Below are 17111 nucleotides of genomic sequence, written 5' to 3'. Positions count from 1 at the left end.
CTTCATCACCGACAGAACGCGACAAGTCGATACGGAATGAGGGACCTCAGGGTGCCCAGCCGCAGCTGCGCAGGGCGATTTCGACGCGGGCAGCTGTGAGGGCGGCCGTGACAAAGAGTGCGCGCTTGCGGATGCGCAGGTGCACGTACCCGGCGAGGTGGAAACGTTCGTGGCGAACCATGTCGCGATCGTATTGCCAGTCGTCGGTGCGATGTTGGTCGCCGTCGTTCTCGACGATGAGGCGCCACTGTGGGTAGACCAGGTCGGCTCGACCGATGACGTCACCCCGAGCATCCGGAACTTCGGGATTCACCATCGGTGGCGGCAGGCCCGCATCGTGGATCAGCATGCGCAGCAGTGTCTCAGGCCGTGATTCTGCTCCGGTGCACAGATGCGACAGCGCTTCGGATGCCCGTCTCTTGCCACGCCCATGAAAACCGTCGACGCGTGAAGCCAGTTCCTCGAGTGTGACGAACGGCCGTCGATCACCCGGCTTCGGATATACCGGGCGATGGGCGAGGAAGTCGCCGACCGCAATGAGGTCGTTCAGACGCAGTTCGGTCGCCAGTGACAGCCAGGTCGAAGCGGCGTCAGCGACGACCAGGCATCCTAGCCAAGTTGCCCGAACGCGACGGTCGCTGACCTGACGGCCGCACGCTCCAAAAGCGCGCGTGGCATTGAGCGGCGCCGGCGCGGCGACGACGACGGCACCCGAAGCCGCGCCAGGCGGGAGTGGACGCAATGAGTTCATGCGCCAATTCTGCGTGGTTCTGCACCAGCCCCGCGCGACTTATCCACACCCCACCCGGATCCCCGGTCATCCATTTGCCCGAATCTGTCGATCGGGCCTGCGGTCACCGACAGTTTCGGGAAAGTCGATGGGGGGTGGGTTAGAAGGGGAGGAGGGGGTCTACGGCTACGGCCAGGAAGAGGATGGTGAGGTAGGTGATGGAGGCGTGGAAGACACGCATCGGCTGCACGGTCCGGTGGCGGATCGCGGCACCATAGAGGCGGTGGGTCTCGTAGATGAACCAGCCGCCCGAAGCGACGGCGGCCACCGAATAGACGATGCCCATCGATGCAACCGGGATCAGCAGCAGCGAGCACGCGACGGTCGCCCACGCGTAGAGGATGGTCTGCAGCCCGACGACGGCGCGGCCACGCGTGACCCCGAGCATCGGCACGCCCACGGCCTTGTAGTCCTCGCTGTAGCGCATCGAGAGGGGCCAGTAGTGGGGAGGCGTCCACAGGAAGATGACGCCGAAGAGAATCCAGGCCGGCCAGTCGAGCGAGTTAGTCACAGCGGCCCAGCCGATGAGCACGGGCATGCAGCCTGCGGTGCCGCCCCAGATGATGTTCTGCGAGGTGTTGCGCTTCAGGATGATCGTGTAGACCACCGCGTAGAGCACGATCGCTATCACCGAGAGCAGCGCCGCAAGCCAATTGACGAGAAGACCGAACCAGAGCGTCGAACCGACGGCGAGAACCCACGCGAAGACGAGCGCCTCGCGGTCGGACAGCTCCCCCGTCACCAACGGCCGACCCTTGGTGCGCTCCATTACGCGGTCGATGTCACGGTCGACGTAGCAGTTGAAGGCTCCGGCACTGCCCGCAGACAGGGCCCCGCCGATCAGGGTGGCGACAACGAGCCACAGATTCGGGATGCCTCCCGCGGCCAGGATCATCACGGGCGCCGTGGTCACGAGCAGCAGCTCCATGACTCGAGGTTTCGTCAACGCGACGTAGGCTCTGGCCTTCTGGCCTGCGCTGATTCGCGGATGCGAGATCCGTCCCTCTACAGCTACGTCCATAACTCCTCTAACTGCGTCTGACATACGAAGTCCACTCTACTTTACGGCGTGTAGAAGTCGGCTATCGGCGGGTTCGGGCACTCCGCCGATCTCTATACTTGTATGCGAGGTGGGAATCACCTGCGGCCCAATGTTGCCCGGGAGTCTTTTCCCCCACCGCACAGGCAACTTAAGAAGGGCTATATACCTCGTGGCGACACTTCAATGGGATTCTCTTGACGACAAAGCTGTAAGCACAGCGAAGGTACTCGCTGCAGATGCAGTCGAAAAAGTCGGCAACGGTCATCCTGGTACCGCTATCAGCCTCGCACCGCTGGCTTACCTTCTCTTTCAGAAGGAGATGCGCCGCGACCCGAGTGACAACGAATGGATCGGCCGTGACCGTTTCATTCTCTCTGTCGGCCACAGCTCGCTGACCCTCTACATCCAGCTCTACCTCGGTGGCTACGGCCTCGAGCTCGACGACCTGAAGAAGCTGCGCACCTGGGGTTCGCTCACACCGGGTCACCCCGAGTACGGCCACACCGACGGCGTCGAGATCACCACGGGCCCGCTCGGCCAGGGTCTCGCCTCTGCTGTGGGCTTCGCGTACGCCTCGCGTTTCGAGCGTGGCCTGTTCGATCCGGATGCTGCTGCCGGCGCCAGCCCGTTCGACCACTTCATCTACACCATCGCCGGCGACGGTGACATGGAAGAGGGCATCACCAACGAGGCATCGTCTCTCGCCGGTCACCAGCAGCTCGGCAACCTGATTGCCTTCTACGACAGCAACCAGATCTCGATCGAGGACGACACCAACATCGCCTTCACCGAAGACGTGAAGGCCCGCTACGAAGCGCTGCACTGGCACGTTCAGGTCGTCGACTGGAAGAAGACGGGGCTGTACGTCGAAGACGTCGCGGCACTGCACGACGCGATCGAGGCCGCGAAGGCCGAGACGAGCAAGCCCAGCCTGATCATCCTGAAGACCATCATCGGCTGGCCGAGCCCGAAGAAGCAGAATACGGGCAAGATTCACGGTTCGGCACTCGGTGCCGATGAGCTGAAGGGCCTGAAAGAGGTTCTGGGTTTCGACCCCGAAGAAACCTTCGCAGTCTCTGACGAGGTCATCGAGCACACCCGCGAGGCTCTGACGCGCGGCAAAGACGCTCACGACGAATGGCGTGTGGGCTTCGATGCCTGGGCGTCGGCGAACCCTGAGAAGAAGACACTGCTCGACCGAGTTCTGCTCGGCGACCTGCCCGAGGGATTCGACGAGGTCCTGCCGGTCTTCGAAGCCGGCAAAGAGGTCTCGACCCGTGCTGCTTCCGGCAAGGTCATCAACGCTATCGCCGGCGTCATGCCGGAGTTCTGGGGCGGCTCTGCCGACCTGGCTGAGTCGAACAACACGACGATCGACGGTGGCGGGTCGTTCGTACCTGCCGAGCACTCGACACACGAGTGGACGGGCAACCCCTACGGCCGAGTGCTGCACTTCGGAATCCGTGAGCACGCGATGGGTGCGATCCTGAACGGAATCGTGCTGCACGGCAACACGCGGCCCTTCGGTGGCACGTTCCTGATCTTCTCCGACTACATGCGCCCGGCCGTTCGACTGGCTGCGCTGATGAAGTCGCCGTCGATCTTCGTGTGGACCCATGACTCCGTCGCCCTCGGCGAAGACGGGCCGACTCACCAGCCGATCGAGCAGCTCTCGACACTTCGTGCGATTCCGGGTCTCGATGTTGTGCGCCCCGGCGACCCCAATGAGGTCTCCTGGGCGTGGAAGACGATCCTCTCGCGTCGCAATGGGCCGGCTGGCATCGCGCTGACCCGCCAGAACATCCCCACCTTCGAGCGTGGTGAGGGCGACGCCAGTGGCGAGGTCTTCGCGTCGGCGAAGAACGTGGCGAAGGGTGCCTACGTGCTCGCCGAGGCTCCGAATGGCACGCCTGATGTCATCTTCATCGCCACGGGCTCCGAGGTGCAGATCGCTGTCGAAGCCCGGGAACTACTGAAGGCCGACGGAATCAACGCCCGTGTCGTCTCTGCCCCGTGCCTGGAGTGGTTCGAAGAGCAGACCGCCGAGTATCGCGAATCGGTTCTCCCCACTGCTGTCAAGGCCCGTGTCTCCATCGAGGCGGGGCTGTCGCTGACCTGGCGCGGATACGTCGGCGACCACGGCAAGAGCGTGTCGATCGAGCACTTCGGTGCCTCTGCCGACTACAAGACGCTGTTCCGTGAGTTCGGCATGACGACCGGTGCTGCGATCGAAGCCGCCAAGACCTCGATCGCCTCGCTTCAGGCCTAGTTCCGGTCATCCGGGCACCCTTTCACTGATTTCTCGTTCATTCAAGGAGACAAGACATGACTGACACACAGACTGCTTCACCCACCGCCCAGCTCTCCGCCGTCGGCGTGAGCATCTGGCTCGACGACCTCTCGCGTGAGCGACTGCGCACCGACAACCTGCAGAAGCTCATCGCAGAGAAGAACGTCGTCGGAGTGACGACGAACCCGTCGATCTTCGCCTCCGCTCTCGCCAAGGGTGAGGCTTACGACGAGCAGGTCCGCGAACTCGCGGCCAAGGGCTTCAGCGTCACCGACGCGGTGTTCGAGATCACCACGGCAGATGTTGCACAAGGTTGCGACATCTTCCGCCCGATCTACGACGCGACGGCTGGTTTCGACGGCCGCGTCTCCATCGAGGTGGAGCCAGGCTTTGCGAACGACGCTGCCGCCACCATCAAGCAGGCGAAAGAGCTGTTCGACAAGGTCGACAAAGAGAACGTGCTCATCAAGATTCCCGCTACCATCGAGGGCCTCGAGGCCATCACTGCGACCATCGCGGCGGGCATCAGCGTGAACGTCACGCTGATCTTCAGCCTCGAGCGTTACCGTGACGTCATCAATGCGTATCTCTCCGGCCTCGAGAAGGCCCAGGCCGCCGGCCTGGATCTCTCGAAGATCCACTCTGTGGCGTCGTTCTTCGTCTCGCGCGTCGACCTCGAGATCGACAAGCGACTCGTTGCCATCGGGACAGACGAGGCCCTCGCCCTCAAGAGCAAGGCCGGCGTCGCAAACGCCCAGCTCGCCTACGAGGTGTATGAGCAGGCCTTCACCACGGAGCGTGCGAAGCTGCTCCTCGCTGCCGGTGCCAACAAGCAGCGCCCGCTGTGGGCGTCGACGGGTGTGAAGGATCCTGCTGTTCTCGACACCACCTACGTCGTCGAACTCGCCGCGCCCGAGGTTGTGAACACCATGCCAGAGAAGACGCTCGACGCGACCTTCGACCACGGCATCATCGCCGGCGATACCATTTCAGGCAGCTACGCGGCCGCGAACAAGGTGCTCGACGCTGTTGCAGCCCAGGGCATCTCGTACGCAGAGGTCACTGAGTTGCTGGAGAAAGAGGGCGTCGAGAAGTTCATCGTGTCGTGGAACGAACTTCTCGAGACCGTTCAGACGGCTCTGGATGCGGCCACCTCCGAGACCTCGAAGTGAGCGTTCGGATCCACGTCAGCGGCTTGGTGAAACAGGCCGTCGAGACCCAGGTGCCGATTCTCGTGGCCGACCTCGTCGCCTCGAGCATCACGAGCCAGGATCCCGCCCTCTGGGGTGCTGAGGCCGAGGCCGAGTCAGCCAAGCGGCTCGGCTGGACGGAAGCGGTTTCGATCTCACGACCGCTCGTGGCCGAAATCGTACAGCTTCGTAGCGACCTTCAGGCTCAGGGGGTCGACCACATCGTACTCGCGGGGATGGGTGGATCATCCCTCGCGCCTGAGGTCATCACCCGCACCGCCGGAGTCGAGCTCACTGTGCTCGACTCCACCGCCCCCGGACAGGTCGCCTCAGCGCTTGCCGACAGGCTCGCGACGAGTGCCCTCGTGGTCTCGTCGAAGTCCGGCTCGACTGTCGAGACCGACAGCCAGCGTCGCACGTATGAGAAGGCCTTTCGTGAGATCGGGATCGATCCCAGGGACCGCATCATCATCGTCACCGACCCGGGCTCTCCGCTCGAGGCCTCGGCGAAGGAGGCCGGCTACCGGTTCTTCACGGCAGACCCGAACGTGGGTGGCCGGTATTCTGCGCTGACCGCGTTCGGTCTGGTTCCCTCTGGCCTGGCTGGTGCGGACATCGGAGAACTGCTCGACGAGGCCGAAGCGATCGAGTTGTACCTCGCCAACGATGACTCCGACAACCCGGGGCTCATTCTCGGTGCGGCGATCGCCGGCACGGTTCCGCTGAAGAACAAGCTCGGTATCGTCGCCGACGGAACGCACATCGTCGGCTTCGCCGACTGGGCCGAACAGCTCGTCGCCGAATCGACCGGCAAGATCGGTCGTGGTCTGCTGCCCGTCGTTCTCGACACCCACTCCCCCGAACTGGGAGAGAAGTTGGCTGACTTGCAGGTTGTACGACTGGTGAAGGATGCCGACCAGTTCCACATCCTGCCGCAGAACCGTCACGAGGGCGAGATCCTCATGAGCGGTTCACTCGGCGGCATGATCCTCACCTGGGAGTACGCAGTGGCTGTTGCTGGGCGCCTGCTCGGCATCAACCCGTTCGACCAGCCCGATGTCGAATCGGCGAAGATCGCAACGAGGGGGCTCCTCGACGCCCAGCCCGAACCGGAGGCACCAGCGTTCACAGCCGGCGGCATCGAGGTGCTCGGCACGGCATCAGTGGTCTCTGGAGTCGAGACCGTCGCCGCAGCCATCGACAGACTGCTGGCCGAAACGCCGGAAGACGGCTACGTCGGCATTCAGGCGTACGTCGACCGTCTAGCGCTGCCGGAACTCGCGGAGCTGCGTGACGCGATCGCTTCGAAGATCGACCGCCCGGTCACCTTCGGTTGGGGGCCGCGGTTTCTTCACTCGACAGGCCAGTTCCACAAGGGCGGCCCGGCAATCGGTGTGTTCCTCCAGATCACGGAGAACGCCGGTGTCGACCTCGAGGTGCCGAATCGCCCGTTCACCTTCGGCCAGCTCATCCAGGCGCAGGCCGCCGGAGACGCGAGCGTGCTCGAAGCCCACGGTCAGCCTGTGCTCCGGCTCAACCTGACCAACCCGTCAGCGAACGTTTCGACCCTGTTCGAGGCCGTTCAGTAGTCTCTCAACACCTGTGCGCGAGGCACCCCGTTGAGTCTCGCGCACACCAGCATCAGCACTACGCAAGGAGCACGATGTCACCGGTAGAAATCACTCCGGAGTACAACCCTCTCAGGCTTCCCACAGACAGGCGCCTCAACCGGATCGCCGGCCCCAGTGGCCTGATCATCTTCGGTGTGACCGGCGACCTGTCACGCAAGAAGCTCATGCCTGCGGTCTACGACCTGGCAAGCAGAGGGCTTCTGCCGCCGGGCTTCTCTCTCGTCGGTTTCGCGCGGCGTGACTGGGAGGACCAGGACTTCGAGCGAGTCGTGCACGACGCGGTCAAGGAGTATGCACGTACTCCCTTCGACGAAGACGTGTGGCGCCAGCTCTCCGAAGGAATCCGCTTCGTCTCGGGAGAATTCGATGACGACGCTGCGTTCCTGCACCTCAAGGAGACGATCGCCGAGCTCGATGAATCACGGGGAACAAAGGGCAACCACGCGTTCTACCTGTCGATTCCGCCGAAGGCGTTCCCCCTGGTCACCGAGCAGCTGCGACGGTCAGGCCTTGCACACCCCAAGCCGGGCGAGTGGAGGCGGGTGGTCATCGAGAAGCCCTTCGGGAGCGACCTGAAGACCGCTCGCGAGCTCAACGACGTGGTCGAGTCGGTCTTTGCCCCCGATGATGTCTTCCGCATTGACCACTACCTCGGCAAGGAGACCGTTCAGAACATCCTCGCCCTGCGTTTCGCGAACCAGCTCTATGAACCGATCTGGAACGCGAACTACGTCGACCACGTGCAGATCACCATGGCCGAAGACATCGGCGTGGGTGGCCGCGCCGGCTACTATGACGGCATCGGCGCAGCCCGCGACGTCATCCAGAACCACTTGCTTCAGCTCATGGCGCTCACGGCGATGGAGGAGCCCATCTCGTTCGACGCTGCAGACCTTCGCGCCGAGAAGGAGAAGGTGCTCGCGGCAGTGAAACTGCCCAAGGACCTCAGCCATTCGACCGCCAGGGGCCAGTACGCCAGTGGCTGGCAGGGCGGGGAGTACGTGCCGGGCTTCCTCGAGGAAGACGGGATGAACCCCGAATCGACAACAGAGACCTACGCCGCGGTCCGCCTCGACATCGCCACTCGCCGCTGGAACGGTGTTCCTTTCTATCTCCGGGCGGGCAAGCGCCTGGGTCGCCGCGTCACCGAGATCGCCGTGGTGTTCAAACGAGCACCGCAGCATCTCTTCGCAGAGAGCCAGACGTCGGAGCTCGGTCAGAACGCCCTCGTCATCCGCGTTCAGCCCGACGAGGGTGTGACGATCCGGTTCGGGTCGAAGGTGCCCGGTGCCGGCGTGCAGGTTCGCGACGTGACCATGGACTTCGGCTACGGCCACGCCTTCACCGAGGCCAGCCCCGAAGCGTACGAGCGACTCATTCTCGACGTTCTCCTCGGCGACCCACCCCTGTTTCCGCGCCACCAGGAAGTCGAACTGTCGTGGAAGATTCTCGATCCGATCGAGGAATACTGGGCGACGCAGGGGCAACCCGACCAATACCGCCCAGGCACCTGGGGGCCTGAATCGGCCGATGAACTCTTGTCCCGCGACGGAAGAACCTGGAGACGCCCATGATCGTCGATTTTCCTGACACCAATATCGCCAAGATATCGAAAGCACTGGTCAAGATCCGTGAAGAGGGTGGCGCTGTCGCTCTCGGGCGTGTTCTGACGCTGATCATCCGCACGAGCCTCGGCCACGAGGAAGACGCCATCGAGGCGGCGAATGAGGCCTCGCGCGAGCATCCGATGCGGGTGATCGTGGTGTCGACCGACAGCGAAACCGACGGTGCCCGCTCCGGACGCGGAGCTCGGCTCGACGCCCAGATCCGCGTCGGCGGCGACGCCGGAGCAAGTGAGGTTGTTCTGCTCAAGGCCTACGGCGCGGCCGCATCTGATGAAGAGGGGCTCGTCACCGGGCTGCTGCTCTCCGATGCACCTGTTGTGGTCTGGTGGCCCGGCGACTCGCCCGACACGGTTTCGACCTCGAGTCTCGGCCGGATTGCACAACGACGAATCACGGATGCCTCCAACCATTCGAATCCCGTAGAGTCACTGATTCGGCTCTCGGAGTCGTACTCCCCCGGTGATACGGACTTCGCCTGGACGAGACTCACCCTGTGGCGGGCACAACTCGCTGCTGTTCTCGACCAGCCGCCGTACGAGCCGGTTCTCTCAGTTGAGGTCCAGGGTGCTTCCGACTCGCCGTCGACGTTGCTTCTGGCAGCATGGCTCGGTCACCAACTCCAGGTGCCGGTCAGCTATGGCCTCACGGCGCGGGCGAACGGTTCAAGTGGAATTCACAGTGTCAAACTCGTCCGGGCCTCCGGAACGATCGACCTCACCCGCGAGGTGCCGAACGTGGCGACGCTGATTCAGCCGGACCAGCCAACGCACACGCTCGCGTTGCCGAGGCGGAATCTCCGCGACTGCCTCGCAGAGGAGCTGCGGAGGCTCGACCCTGACGACCTGTATGGTGAAGTGATCTCGGTGGGGCTTAGTGAGCTCTTCGAATCGTCAGAAGTAGGCTTTCAGAGCCGTCCATAGTAGCAACGAAGGCTGAAGTACATGACAACTGATCGTCGCGTTCTCGTTCACTCGGATAAGGACTCGTTGGCGGGGGCCGTTGCCGCCCGGTTCATCACCAAGATCATCGACATTCTCGATGAGAACGACGTGGCTCATGTCGTTCTGAGTGGTGGGAGTGTGAACACGGCGGTGCTTGCAGCCATTCGCGACTCCCCGGCCCAGAACAATGTCGACTGGTCTCGGATCCACTTCTGGTGGGGTGACGAGCGCTTCGTTGAGGCAGACAGCCCCGACCGCAACGATCTGCAGGCTCGGGACGCGCTTCTCGACCACATTCCTGTGGACAAAGAAAAGATCCATGCGTTCGCCTCGACAGACGAGATAGCCGACATCGACGAGGCCGCTGCGGCATATGCCGCAGCGCTCGTCGATGCGGCATATGAGGGTTCGCTGTACCCGCGTTTCGACATCATGTTTCTCGGAGTCGGCCCCGACGGCCACATTGCCTCGCTCTTCCCGGGGCTCTCGGGTATCGCGGAGCGCACGGCGACGGTGGTCGCGGTGCGCAACTCGCCCAAGCCCCCGCCACTTCGGCTGAGTCTGACGCTGCCGGTCATCCAGTCAGCCGATCGCATCTGGCTGGTTCTCGCAGGGGCGGACAAGGCCTCAGCGCTCGGTCTCGCCCTGGCTGGAGCCAGCGAAGAGGAAGTCCCGGTCGCCGGGGCCGAGGGGCGGAAGCGCACCGTCTTCTTTGTCGATCGCGAAGCTGCTGCCGAAGTACCTGCCAGTCTGATTGCACCGTCGTACTGAGCGCGCAGAGACTCCAGGATCGAAGAAAGCCCCCCACCGGCAGCAAGACGAGCTGCGGGTGGAGGGCTTTCCCTCTGAGTGGAGTGAGAGTCGTGCTCTACGCAGTCGGCGTCATGGTGCCTCGGCGTGCGCGCAGCTGGGCGAGTGCGTCTTCGAGGAGCTGGGCTGCCTCTTCTTCGGTTCGGCGTTCTTTAACGTAGGCGAGGTGTGTCTTGTACGGCTCGAGCTTGGCCACCGAAGGCGGGTTCAGCTGGTCGCGGCCCGCCGGAAGACCAGACTGAGGGGAGTCGATGGTCTCGGGAATCTCATCGAGCGGGAGGTTCGCGGCAAAATACCGCACGGTCTCGTTGCCGAGCGCGTCCCAGTAGCAGACCTTGATACGGTCAGCGTGAAACCCTCTGTCTTGTTCGCCCATGGGCCCAGCGCCAACGCGCGAACCCCGAATAGCGCTGCCGCCAGAAGCCATGGTTTTCCCCTAATTTCCTGAATCGAACTTGGTGATGAGCCCGAGGATCACAATCGAGGAGACCCACACGACCCCGAGAATGACGGTGATACGGTTCAGGTTGCGTTCCGCAACCCCTGACGCACCGAGGTTTGACGTGACGCCGCCACCGAACATGTCGCTCAAGCCCCCACCACGACCGCGGTGAAGAAGGATGAGCAGTGTCAGCAGCAGACTGGTGATACCGGTCACAACCTGCAAGACGACTTGGAGGATTTGCACGAAAAACCTTTCACAGACAACGGGATGACTATTCAGCACCCCACCCGGGCCACAACTGCGCCCAGACCAAGAGTCAGTATAGCTTGATGATTGAAGTACTACACGCCTACGTGCTTCTTGTAACGCACAATGGCGCTGAATTCGTCGAGATCGAGGCTTGCCCCGCCGACCAGGGCACCGTCGACATTCGGCTCACGCATGAAGCTCGCGATGTTCGCTGCCTTCACCGAACCGCCGTAGAGGATGCGCGTAGCAGCGGCAGCGTCGGCACCGAGCGTCGTGTTGAGCTCGGCTCTCAGGGCGGCGCAGACAGCTTCTGCCTGCTCAGGTGTGGCTGCCTTTCCTGAACCGATGGCCCAGACCGGCTCGTAGGCCACGACAATGTTCGCTGTGGCCGGGACGCCGGCGAGAGCGGCCTTGAGCTGGGCGACCGGCACCGCGCTGGGCCCGAATTTCTCCAGGTCTTCTGCGGTCTCTCCGACGCAGAGCACCGGTACCAGCCCGTGCTTCAGCGCGGCGGAGACCTTCGTCGCAACAACCTCGTCGGTCTCGTTGTGGAGCGTGCGTCGCTCGGAGTGGCCGATGATGACGTAGGCGCAGTCGAGCTTGGCGAGGAATGCACCAGAGATCTCGCCGGTGTAGGCGCCGGAGTCGTGCGCCGAAACGTCTTGCGCGCCGTAGGCGAGTTCGAGTTTGTCTGCCGAGACGAGCGTCTGCACCGAGCGCAGGTCGGTGAACGGGGGAAATATCGCCACCTCCACGTCGGAGTACGAGTGGCTGGCGTCTTTCAGGCTCCACGCGAGCTTCTGCACGAAGGCGATGGCCTGCAGGTGGTCGAGGTTGAGCTTCCAGTTGCCGGCAATGAGCGGCAGCCGGCCAACTGGTGATTGTGTGTTTACCATCCGAGGACCTCCAGGCCGGGCAGGCGTTTGCCTTCGAGGAATTCGAGGCTCGCGCCGCCACCAGTTGAAATGTGACCGAATTGGTCGTCTGTGAATCCAAGTGCGCGAACGGCAGCGGCTGAATCGCCACCTCCGACGACGCCGAGGCCGTCGACGCGCGTGAGTGCGGCGGCGACTGCACGGGTTCCTTCGGCGAACGGCGCGAGTTCGAACACACCCATCGGGCCGTTCCAGAAGACGGTGTGCGAGGCCTCGATGACCGCAGCGAAGGCGGCAGAAGTGTCGGGCCCGATGTCGAGCCCGAGCCCGCTCGCTCCGAACGGAGTCTCTTCGATCGTCTCAGCAGAGGTCACCGTGTGTTCTGCGTCTGCACCGAACTTCGACGCGACCACGACATCGGTGGGAAGGACGATCGTGACGCCGAGCTCCTTCGCCTTGGCGAGGTAACCCTTCACGGTCTCGATCTGGTCTTTCTCGAGCAGGCTGGCGCCCACCTGGAAGCCCTGTGCCGCAAGGAAGGTGAAGAGCATTCCGCCACCGATGAGCAGCGTGTCGACCTTGGGCAGGAGGTGGCCGATGACTCCGAGTTTGTCGGAGACCTTCGAACCTCCGAGCACCACGGCATAGGGGCGCGTAGGCGTCTCGGTCAGCTGGTCGAGAACGTGGAGTTCGCTCTCGATGAGCAGGCCCGCGGCGCTCGGCAGCAGTTCGGCGAGTTCGAAGACGCTCGCCTGCTTGCGATGTACGACGCCGAATCCATCGGAGACGAAGGCGTCGGCTGACACGGCTGAGATGAGTTGTTCGGCGAAGGTGCGCCGGGCATCCGCGTCTTTGCTCGTCTCACCAGCATTGAATCGCAGGTTTTCGAGCAGGGCGAATCCGCCGTCTGAGAGATCGGATGCTGCGGCAGCAGCAGACTCGCCCACGGTGTCGGTCGCGAAAGCCACCGGGGCACCGAGAAGCTCGGACAATCGTTCTGCCACAGGGGCAAGGCTGTACTTCGCTTCAGGCTTGCCCTCAGGGCGCCCGAGGTGGCTCACAATGACCACCCGGGCACCCTGGGCTGCAAGAGCCTGGAGCGTGGGAAGTGACGCGCGTACTCGCCCGTCGTCGGTGATGATGCCGTCTTTCAATGGCACGTTCAGATCGCATCGGATGATGACCGTCTTACCGGCGAGCGACCCGAGGGAATCGAGGGTGCGTATCGTCACTTCTTACTTTCTCTGAGTATCCGAGTACATCCGTCTTGCCGGGCAGGGCCCGGCAACACTTTTTACAGCTTTGCGGCAACGAACTCGGTGATGTCGACGAGGCGGTTGGAGTAGCCCCACTCGTTGTCGTACCACGACGCGACCTTGACCTGGTTGCCGATGACCTTGGTCAGGCCGGCGTCGAAAATCGAGGAGTGCGGGTCGCCGACGATGTCGCTGGAGACGATCTCGTCTTCGGTGTACTTGAGGATGCCCTTGAGGGGGCCCTCAGCGGCGGCCTTGTAAGCGGCGTTGACCTGCTCGACGGTGACGACCGAGCTCGTCTCGATGGTGAGGTCGGTGATCGAGCCGGTGGGCACGGGAACGCGAAGGGCGTAGCCGTCGAGCTTGCCGACGAGTTCGGGGATGACGAGGCCGAGTGCCTTGGCGGCACCGGTCGACGTCGGGATGATGTTCGCAGCGGCGGCACGGGCACGGCGGAGATCGCTGTGCGGCCCGTCCTGCAGGTTCTGGTCGGCCGTGTAGGCGTGAACCGTCGTCATGAGCCCGCGCTCGATGCCGAAGTTGTCCATGAAGACCTTGGCCAGTGGCGCGAGGCAGTTCGTGGTGCACGAGGCGTTCGAGATGATGTCGTGGATGGCAGAGTCGTAGGTGCCTTCGTTGACACCGAGTACGAGGGTCGCCACGTCGTCGCCGGTGGCGGGAGCCGAGACGATGACCTTCTTGGCGCCGCCCTCGATGTGCTTGCGGGCATCCGACGACTTGGTGAAGCGGCCGGTCGACTCGATGACGATGTCGACACCGAGCTCGCCCCAGGGGAGGTTTGCGGGGTCGCGCTCGGCGAGCACCAGGATCGGCTTGCCGTTGACGACGATGTTGTCACCGTCGAGTTCGACGGTTGCGTTCAGACGGCCACCGATGGTGTCGTACTTCAGCAGATGGGCGAGAGCCTTGTTGTCGGTGAGGTCGTTGACAGCAACGATCTCGATGTCGCTGCCCTTGGCGAGGGCTGCTCTGAAGTAGTTGCGGCCGATGCGGCCGAAGCCGTTGATACCGATCTTGACAGACACGTGTTGCTCCTGTGATTGGGGCCCCGCGGGGCAGGTTGTTCATTACCGTGAGTCAGAGTGCTTGGTGCTTGGTGCAGATAGTGCTGCTGATGCAGAGCGGCAAGCACCCGGGCACCGCCCGCGGCGTGAACCGGTGCGGCGCCCGTGAATGCTTGACGTGGATTCGCTATGACAGTATCAGCAGACCGTCAGTCTTAGAGCTCGCAGCGGCGTACCGCGATGCGACGTTCTCCCAGTTGACGATGTTCCAGAACGCCTTGACGTAGTCGGGGCGCACGTTCTTGTAGTCGAGGTAGTACGCGTGCTCCCAGACGTCGAGCATGAGCAGCGGAACGAGGCCGAACGGCACGTTGCCCTGCTGGTCGAAGAGCTGGAAGATGCTGAGTTTCTTGCCGATGACGTCGTAGGCGAGAACGGACCAGCCGGAACCCTGGACGCCGAGCGCGACGGCGGTGAAGTGGGCCTTGAACTTGTCGAACGAGCCGAAGAACTCGTCGATGCCGGCGGCCAGCTCGCCGGTCGGCTCGCCACCCTCGGGAGACAGGTTCGTCCAGAAGATCGAGTGGTTGACGTGGCCACCGAGGTTGAAGGCGAGGTCCTTCTCGAGCTTGTTGACGACCGCGAGGTTCTCGGAGTCGCGAGCGTCGGCAAGCTGGGCAAGCGCGGCGTTCGCGCCCGCGACGTAGGTCGCGTGGTGCTTGTCGTGGTGCAGCGTCATGATCGTCGCACTGATGTGCGGCTCAAGTGCTGCGTAGTCGTAGGGAAGATCTGGAAGGGTGTATTCAGCCATTGTGTCTCCTTGTACTTGTTGTGTGAGGTGCCGCCTCAGGCTTCTGGATCGAAACCGAGGGCTCATTCCCCCACCTGACCATTCTATTGAAGTCAACCGCACGTCATCTGAATGATTCCCCCTGTGAGGGACCAGCTGGTATCAGTCGTCCAGATCGGGCGGAAGGTTCGCGTCAGTGCCGGGGATTCCGAGGTCTGTCGCCTTCTTGTCTGCCATCGCGAGTAGGCGACGGATACGCCCGGCGATCGCATCCTTGGTCATCGGTGGTTCGGCATGGGAACCGAGTTCGTCGAGGCTGGCATCACGAAAGTTCAACCGGAGTTCACCTGCATAACGCAAGTGCTCCGGAACCTCGTCGCCGATGATCTCGAGCGCGCGTTCCACCCGCGAGCACGCGGCCACGGCGGCCTGCGCTGAGCGGCGGAGGTTCGCATCGTCGAAGTTCACCAGCCGGTTGGCCGTGGCGCGGACCTCGCGGCGCTGGCGCATCTCCTCCCAGCGCGCGACAGATTCCTTCGCGCCCATCAACCCGAGCATCGAGGCGATCGCCTCGCCGTCACGGATGACCACCCGGTGTACCCCGCGCACTTCCCGTGCTTTCGCCGCAACGTGCAGGCGAGCTGCAGCGCCGACGAGAGCCATTGCCGACTCGTTGCCGGGGCAGATCACCTCGAGTGCGGCAGAGCGTCCGGGATCCGTCAGCGAACCCTGGGCGAGGAACGCTCCACGCCAGACCGCGGCGAGCTCTTCAACCGACCCGGTTGTGAGGCGGTTGGGGAGGCCCCTGATCGGGCGCCGCCGGGCATCCAGCAGGCCTGTCTGGCGGGCCAGAGTCTCGCCGCCGTCGAGAACCCGCACCAGGTAGTAGCTGCTTCGCCTGGCGCCCGAAGCCGCAATGAGCGACACGTCGCCCCGGACTCCGTACAGTTCGGCGAGGTCCTTGCGCACGCGTTTGACGAGTTCGGTCGTTTCGAGTTCAGCCTCGATGGCGATTCGACCCGAGATCAGGTGCAGACCCCCGGCGAACCTCAGTATCGTCGCCAGTTCGGCGGCCCGGGCTGCTGTCTTGCTGACAACGACTCCGGTCAGTTCGGTCTTGACATCGGCGGTGAGAGCCAATCTCTTCCATCTCCTTAGTGCGGTCATCCTGCGTACCGGTCGCGAAACAGTGCGACCCTGGTGTGCGACGGATGCCGGTTATTCGCGCCCGAGGTCGCGGTGCTTGATACTCACGGCGACGCCGGGATTGGTGCTGATCAGTTCGGCGAGCTTGCGGGCAACGGCCACCGAACGGTGTTTGCCGCCCGTGCAGCCTATGGCAATCGTGGCGTGCCGTTTGTTCTCGCGTTGGTACCCAGCCAGAACGGGAGCAAGCGCCTTCGCGTAGTTGTCGATGAACTCCTCTGCACCCTCCTGGGCGAGCACGTAGTCTGCAACCTCGACGTCGAGGCCGGTCTTGTCGCGCAGTTCGGGAATCCAGAAGGGGTTGGGGATGAAGCGGCAGTCGGCCATTGCGTCGGCATCGGAGGGGGCGCCGTACTTGAACCCGAAACTCATCACTGTGACCTGCACGCCAGCCGTGTCGACCGCGGCGAAGCGCTCGGCCACCACGGTTGCCAGCTGGTGGATATTGAGGTCTGAGGTGTCGATGATGATGTCACTGGACTCGCGGATGGCGGTCATGCGTGCCCGCTCCGCACCGATGCCGTCGAGCAGGGTGCCGTTGCCCTGGAGAGGGTGCGGGCGACGCACCTGTTCGAAGCGCCGCACCAGCGCGGCATCTGTCGCCTCGAGGAAGACCACTCGAAGCTGGATGCCGCTGCGGAGAGCCTGGATGATGTCCTGCAGGTCAGAGAAGAAGTCACGTCCACGCACATCGACCACGGCGGCGAGGCGGGGCAGTGCCTGGCCGGCGTGCTCTGCCAGGTCGACCAGCGGCCGGAGCATCTGGGGAGGCAGGTTGTCGACGACGTACCAGCCGAGATCTTCGAGCGCATTCGCGACCGTCGAACGGCCAGCACCCGACATTCCAGTCACGATGAGCACTTCCTGCTGCTGGGCAGTGTCGAGTGTCATCGCTGTTGTGTGCCTTCGCTTCGTCGGAGCCTGGTGCGTCTTCTTAGACTATCGG

General features: G+C 63.4%; 16 protein-coding genes. 6 read left to right on the top strand and 10 right to left on the bottom strand.

The annotated features are described in order from the left end of the window. Nucleotides 1-46 precede the first annotated feature (46 nt). The gene (locus JOE66_RS09455; protein ID WP_205108848.1) at nt 47-751 is read right to left on the bottom strand and encodes a DUF559 domain-containing protein; all 705 of its coding nucleotides are present in this window, start codon (nt 749-751) and stop codon (nt 47-49) included. 139 nt (nt 752-890) lie between these two features. Further along, nucleotides 891-1811, bottom strand: a complete 921-nt coding sequence (locus JOE66_RS09450) for a heme o synthase (RefSeq protein ID WP_205108846.1) — start codon at nt 1809-1811, stop codon at nt 891-893. Nucleotides 1812-2001: 190 nt separating this feature from the next. Between JOE66_RS09450 and tkt the strand changes: the two genes are divergently transcribed. The 6 genes from tkt to pgl all read left to right on the top strand — a co-directional run bounded on the left by tkt (nt 2002) and on the right by pgl (nt 10280). Then, a complete protein-coding gene (gene tkt / locus JOE66_RS09445) occupies nt 2002-4101 on the top strand; it encodes a transketolase (protein ID WP_205108844.1) in 2100 nt (699 codons plus the stop codon). 56 nt (nt 4102-4157) lie between these two features. After that, entirely contained in the window at nt 4158-5294 is a 1137-nt protein-coding gene (gene tal / locus JOE66_RS09440; RefSeq protein ID WP_205108842.1) for a transaldolase, read from the top strand. Continuing rightward, entirely contained in the window at nt 5291-6901 is a 1611-nt protein-coding gene (locus JOE66_RS09435) for a glucose-6-phosphate isomerase (RefSeq protein WP_205108840.1), read from the top strand. Before tal ends, JOE66_RS09435 begins: the two co-directional genes overlap by 4 nt. A 74-nt stretch (nt 6902-6975) precedes the next feature. Beyond that, complete coding sequence (gene zwf, locus JOE66_RS09430; RefSeq protein WP_205108838.1) at nt 6976-8517, top strand: glucose-6-phosphate dehydrogenase; 1542 nt, start codon at nt 6976-6978, stop codon at nt 8515-8517. Further along, nucleotides 8514-9488, top strand: coding sequence for a glucose-6-phosphate dehydrogenase assembly protein OpcA (locus JOE66_RS09425; RefSeq protein WP_205108836.1), 975 nt, complete (start codon nt 8514-8516; stop codon nt 9486-9488). The genes zwf and JOE66_RS09425 overlap by 4 nt, the downstream gene beginning before the upstream one ends. 21 nt (nt 9489-9509) lie before the next feature. Then, nucleotides 9510-10280: a 6-phosphogluconolactonase gene (pgl, locus tag JOE66_RS09420; RefSeq protein ID WP_205108834.1), complete on the top strand. Its 771-nt coding sequence runs from the start codon at nt 9510-9512 to the stop codon at nt 10278-10280. 97 nt (nt 10281-10377) lie between these two features. Here the strand turns inward: pgl and JOE66_RS09415 are convergent, their stop codons facing one another. The 8 genes from JOE66_RS09415 to rapZ all read right to left on the bottom strand — a co-directional run bounded on the left by JOE66_RS09415 (nt 10378) and on the right by rapZ (nt 17056). After that, on the bottom strand, nt 10378-10746 hold the full coding sequence (locus JOE66_RS09415; RefSeq protein ID WP_205108832.1) for an RNA polymerase-binding protein RbpA: 369 nt from the start codon (nt 10744-10746) through the stop codon (nt 10378-10380). Nucleotides 10747-10755: 9 nt separating this feature from the next. Further along, nucleotides 10756-11007 (bottom strand): preprotein translocase subunit SecG, encoded by a 252-nt coding sequence (gene secG, locus JOE66_RS09410; protein WP_205108830.1) that lies wholly within the window; start codon nt 11005-11007, stop codon nt 10756-10758. A 98-nt stretch (nt 11008-11105) separates the two neighbouring features. After that, nucleotides 11106-11909: a triose-phosphate isomerase gene (gene tpiA, locus JOE66_RS09405; protein WP_205108828.1), complete on the bottom strand. Its 804-nt coding sequence runs from the start codon at nt 11907-11909 to the stop codon at nt 11106-11108. Next, the gene (locus JOE66_RS09400) at nt 11903-13120 is read right to left on the bottom strand and encodes a phosphoglycerate kinase (RefSeq protein ID WP_205108826.1); all 1218 of its coding nucleotides are present in this window, start codon (nt 13118-13120) and stop codon (nt 11903-11905) included. Before JOE66_RS09400 ends, tpiA begins: the two co-directional genes overlap by 7 nt. 62 nt (nt 13121-13182) lie before the next feature. Then, the gene (gene gap / locus JOE66_RS09395) at nt 13183-14190 is read right to left on the bottom strand and encodes a type I glyceraldehyde-3-phosphate dehydrogenase (protein ID WP_205108824.1); all 1008 of its coding nucleotides are present in this window, start codon (nt 14188-14190) and stop codon (nt 13183-13185) included. Between the two features lie 166 nt (nt 14191-14356). Continuing rightward, nucleotides 14357-14980: a superoxide dismutase gene (locus JOE66_RS09390; RefSeq protein ID WP_205108822.1), complete on the bottom strand. Its 624-nt coding sequence runs from the start codon at nt 14978-14980 to the stop codon at nt 14357-14359. 141 nt (nt 14981-15121) lie between these two features. Next, nucleotides 15122-16099 (bottom strand): DNA-binding protein WhiA, encoded by a 978-nt coding sequence (gene whiA / locus JOE66_RS09385; RefSeq protein ID WP_205108820.1) that lies wholly within the window; start codon nt 16097-16099, stop codon nt 15122-15124. 78 nt (nt 16100-16177) lie between these two features. Beyond that, nucleotides 16178-17056: an RNase adapter RapZ gene (gene rapZ, locus JOE66_RS09380; RefSeq protein WP_205108817.1), complete on the bottom strand. Its 879-nt coding sequence runs from the start codon at nt 17054-17056 to the stop codon at nt 16178-16180. Nucleotides 17057-17111 lie beyond the last annotated feature (55 nt).

The sequence above is a fragment of the Subtercola frigoramans genome (assembly GCF_016907385.1).
Classification (GTDB): domain Bacteria; phylum Actinomycetota; class Actinomycetes; order Actinomycetales; family Microbacteriaceae; genus Subtercola; species Subtercola frigoramans.
Note: the sequence above shows the minus strand (reverse complement) of the source record. Positions and strands in the feature narration are given on the sequence as shown.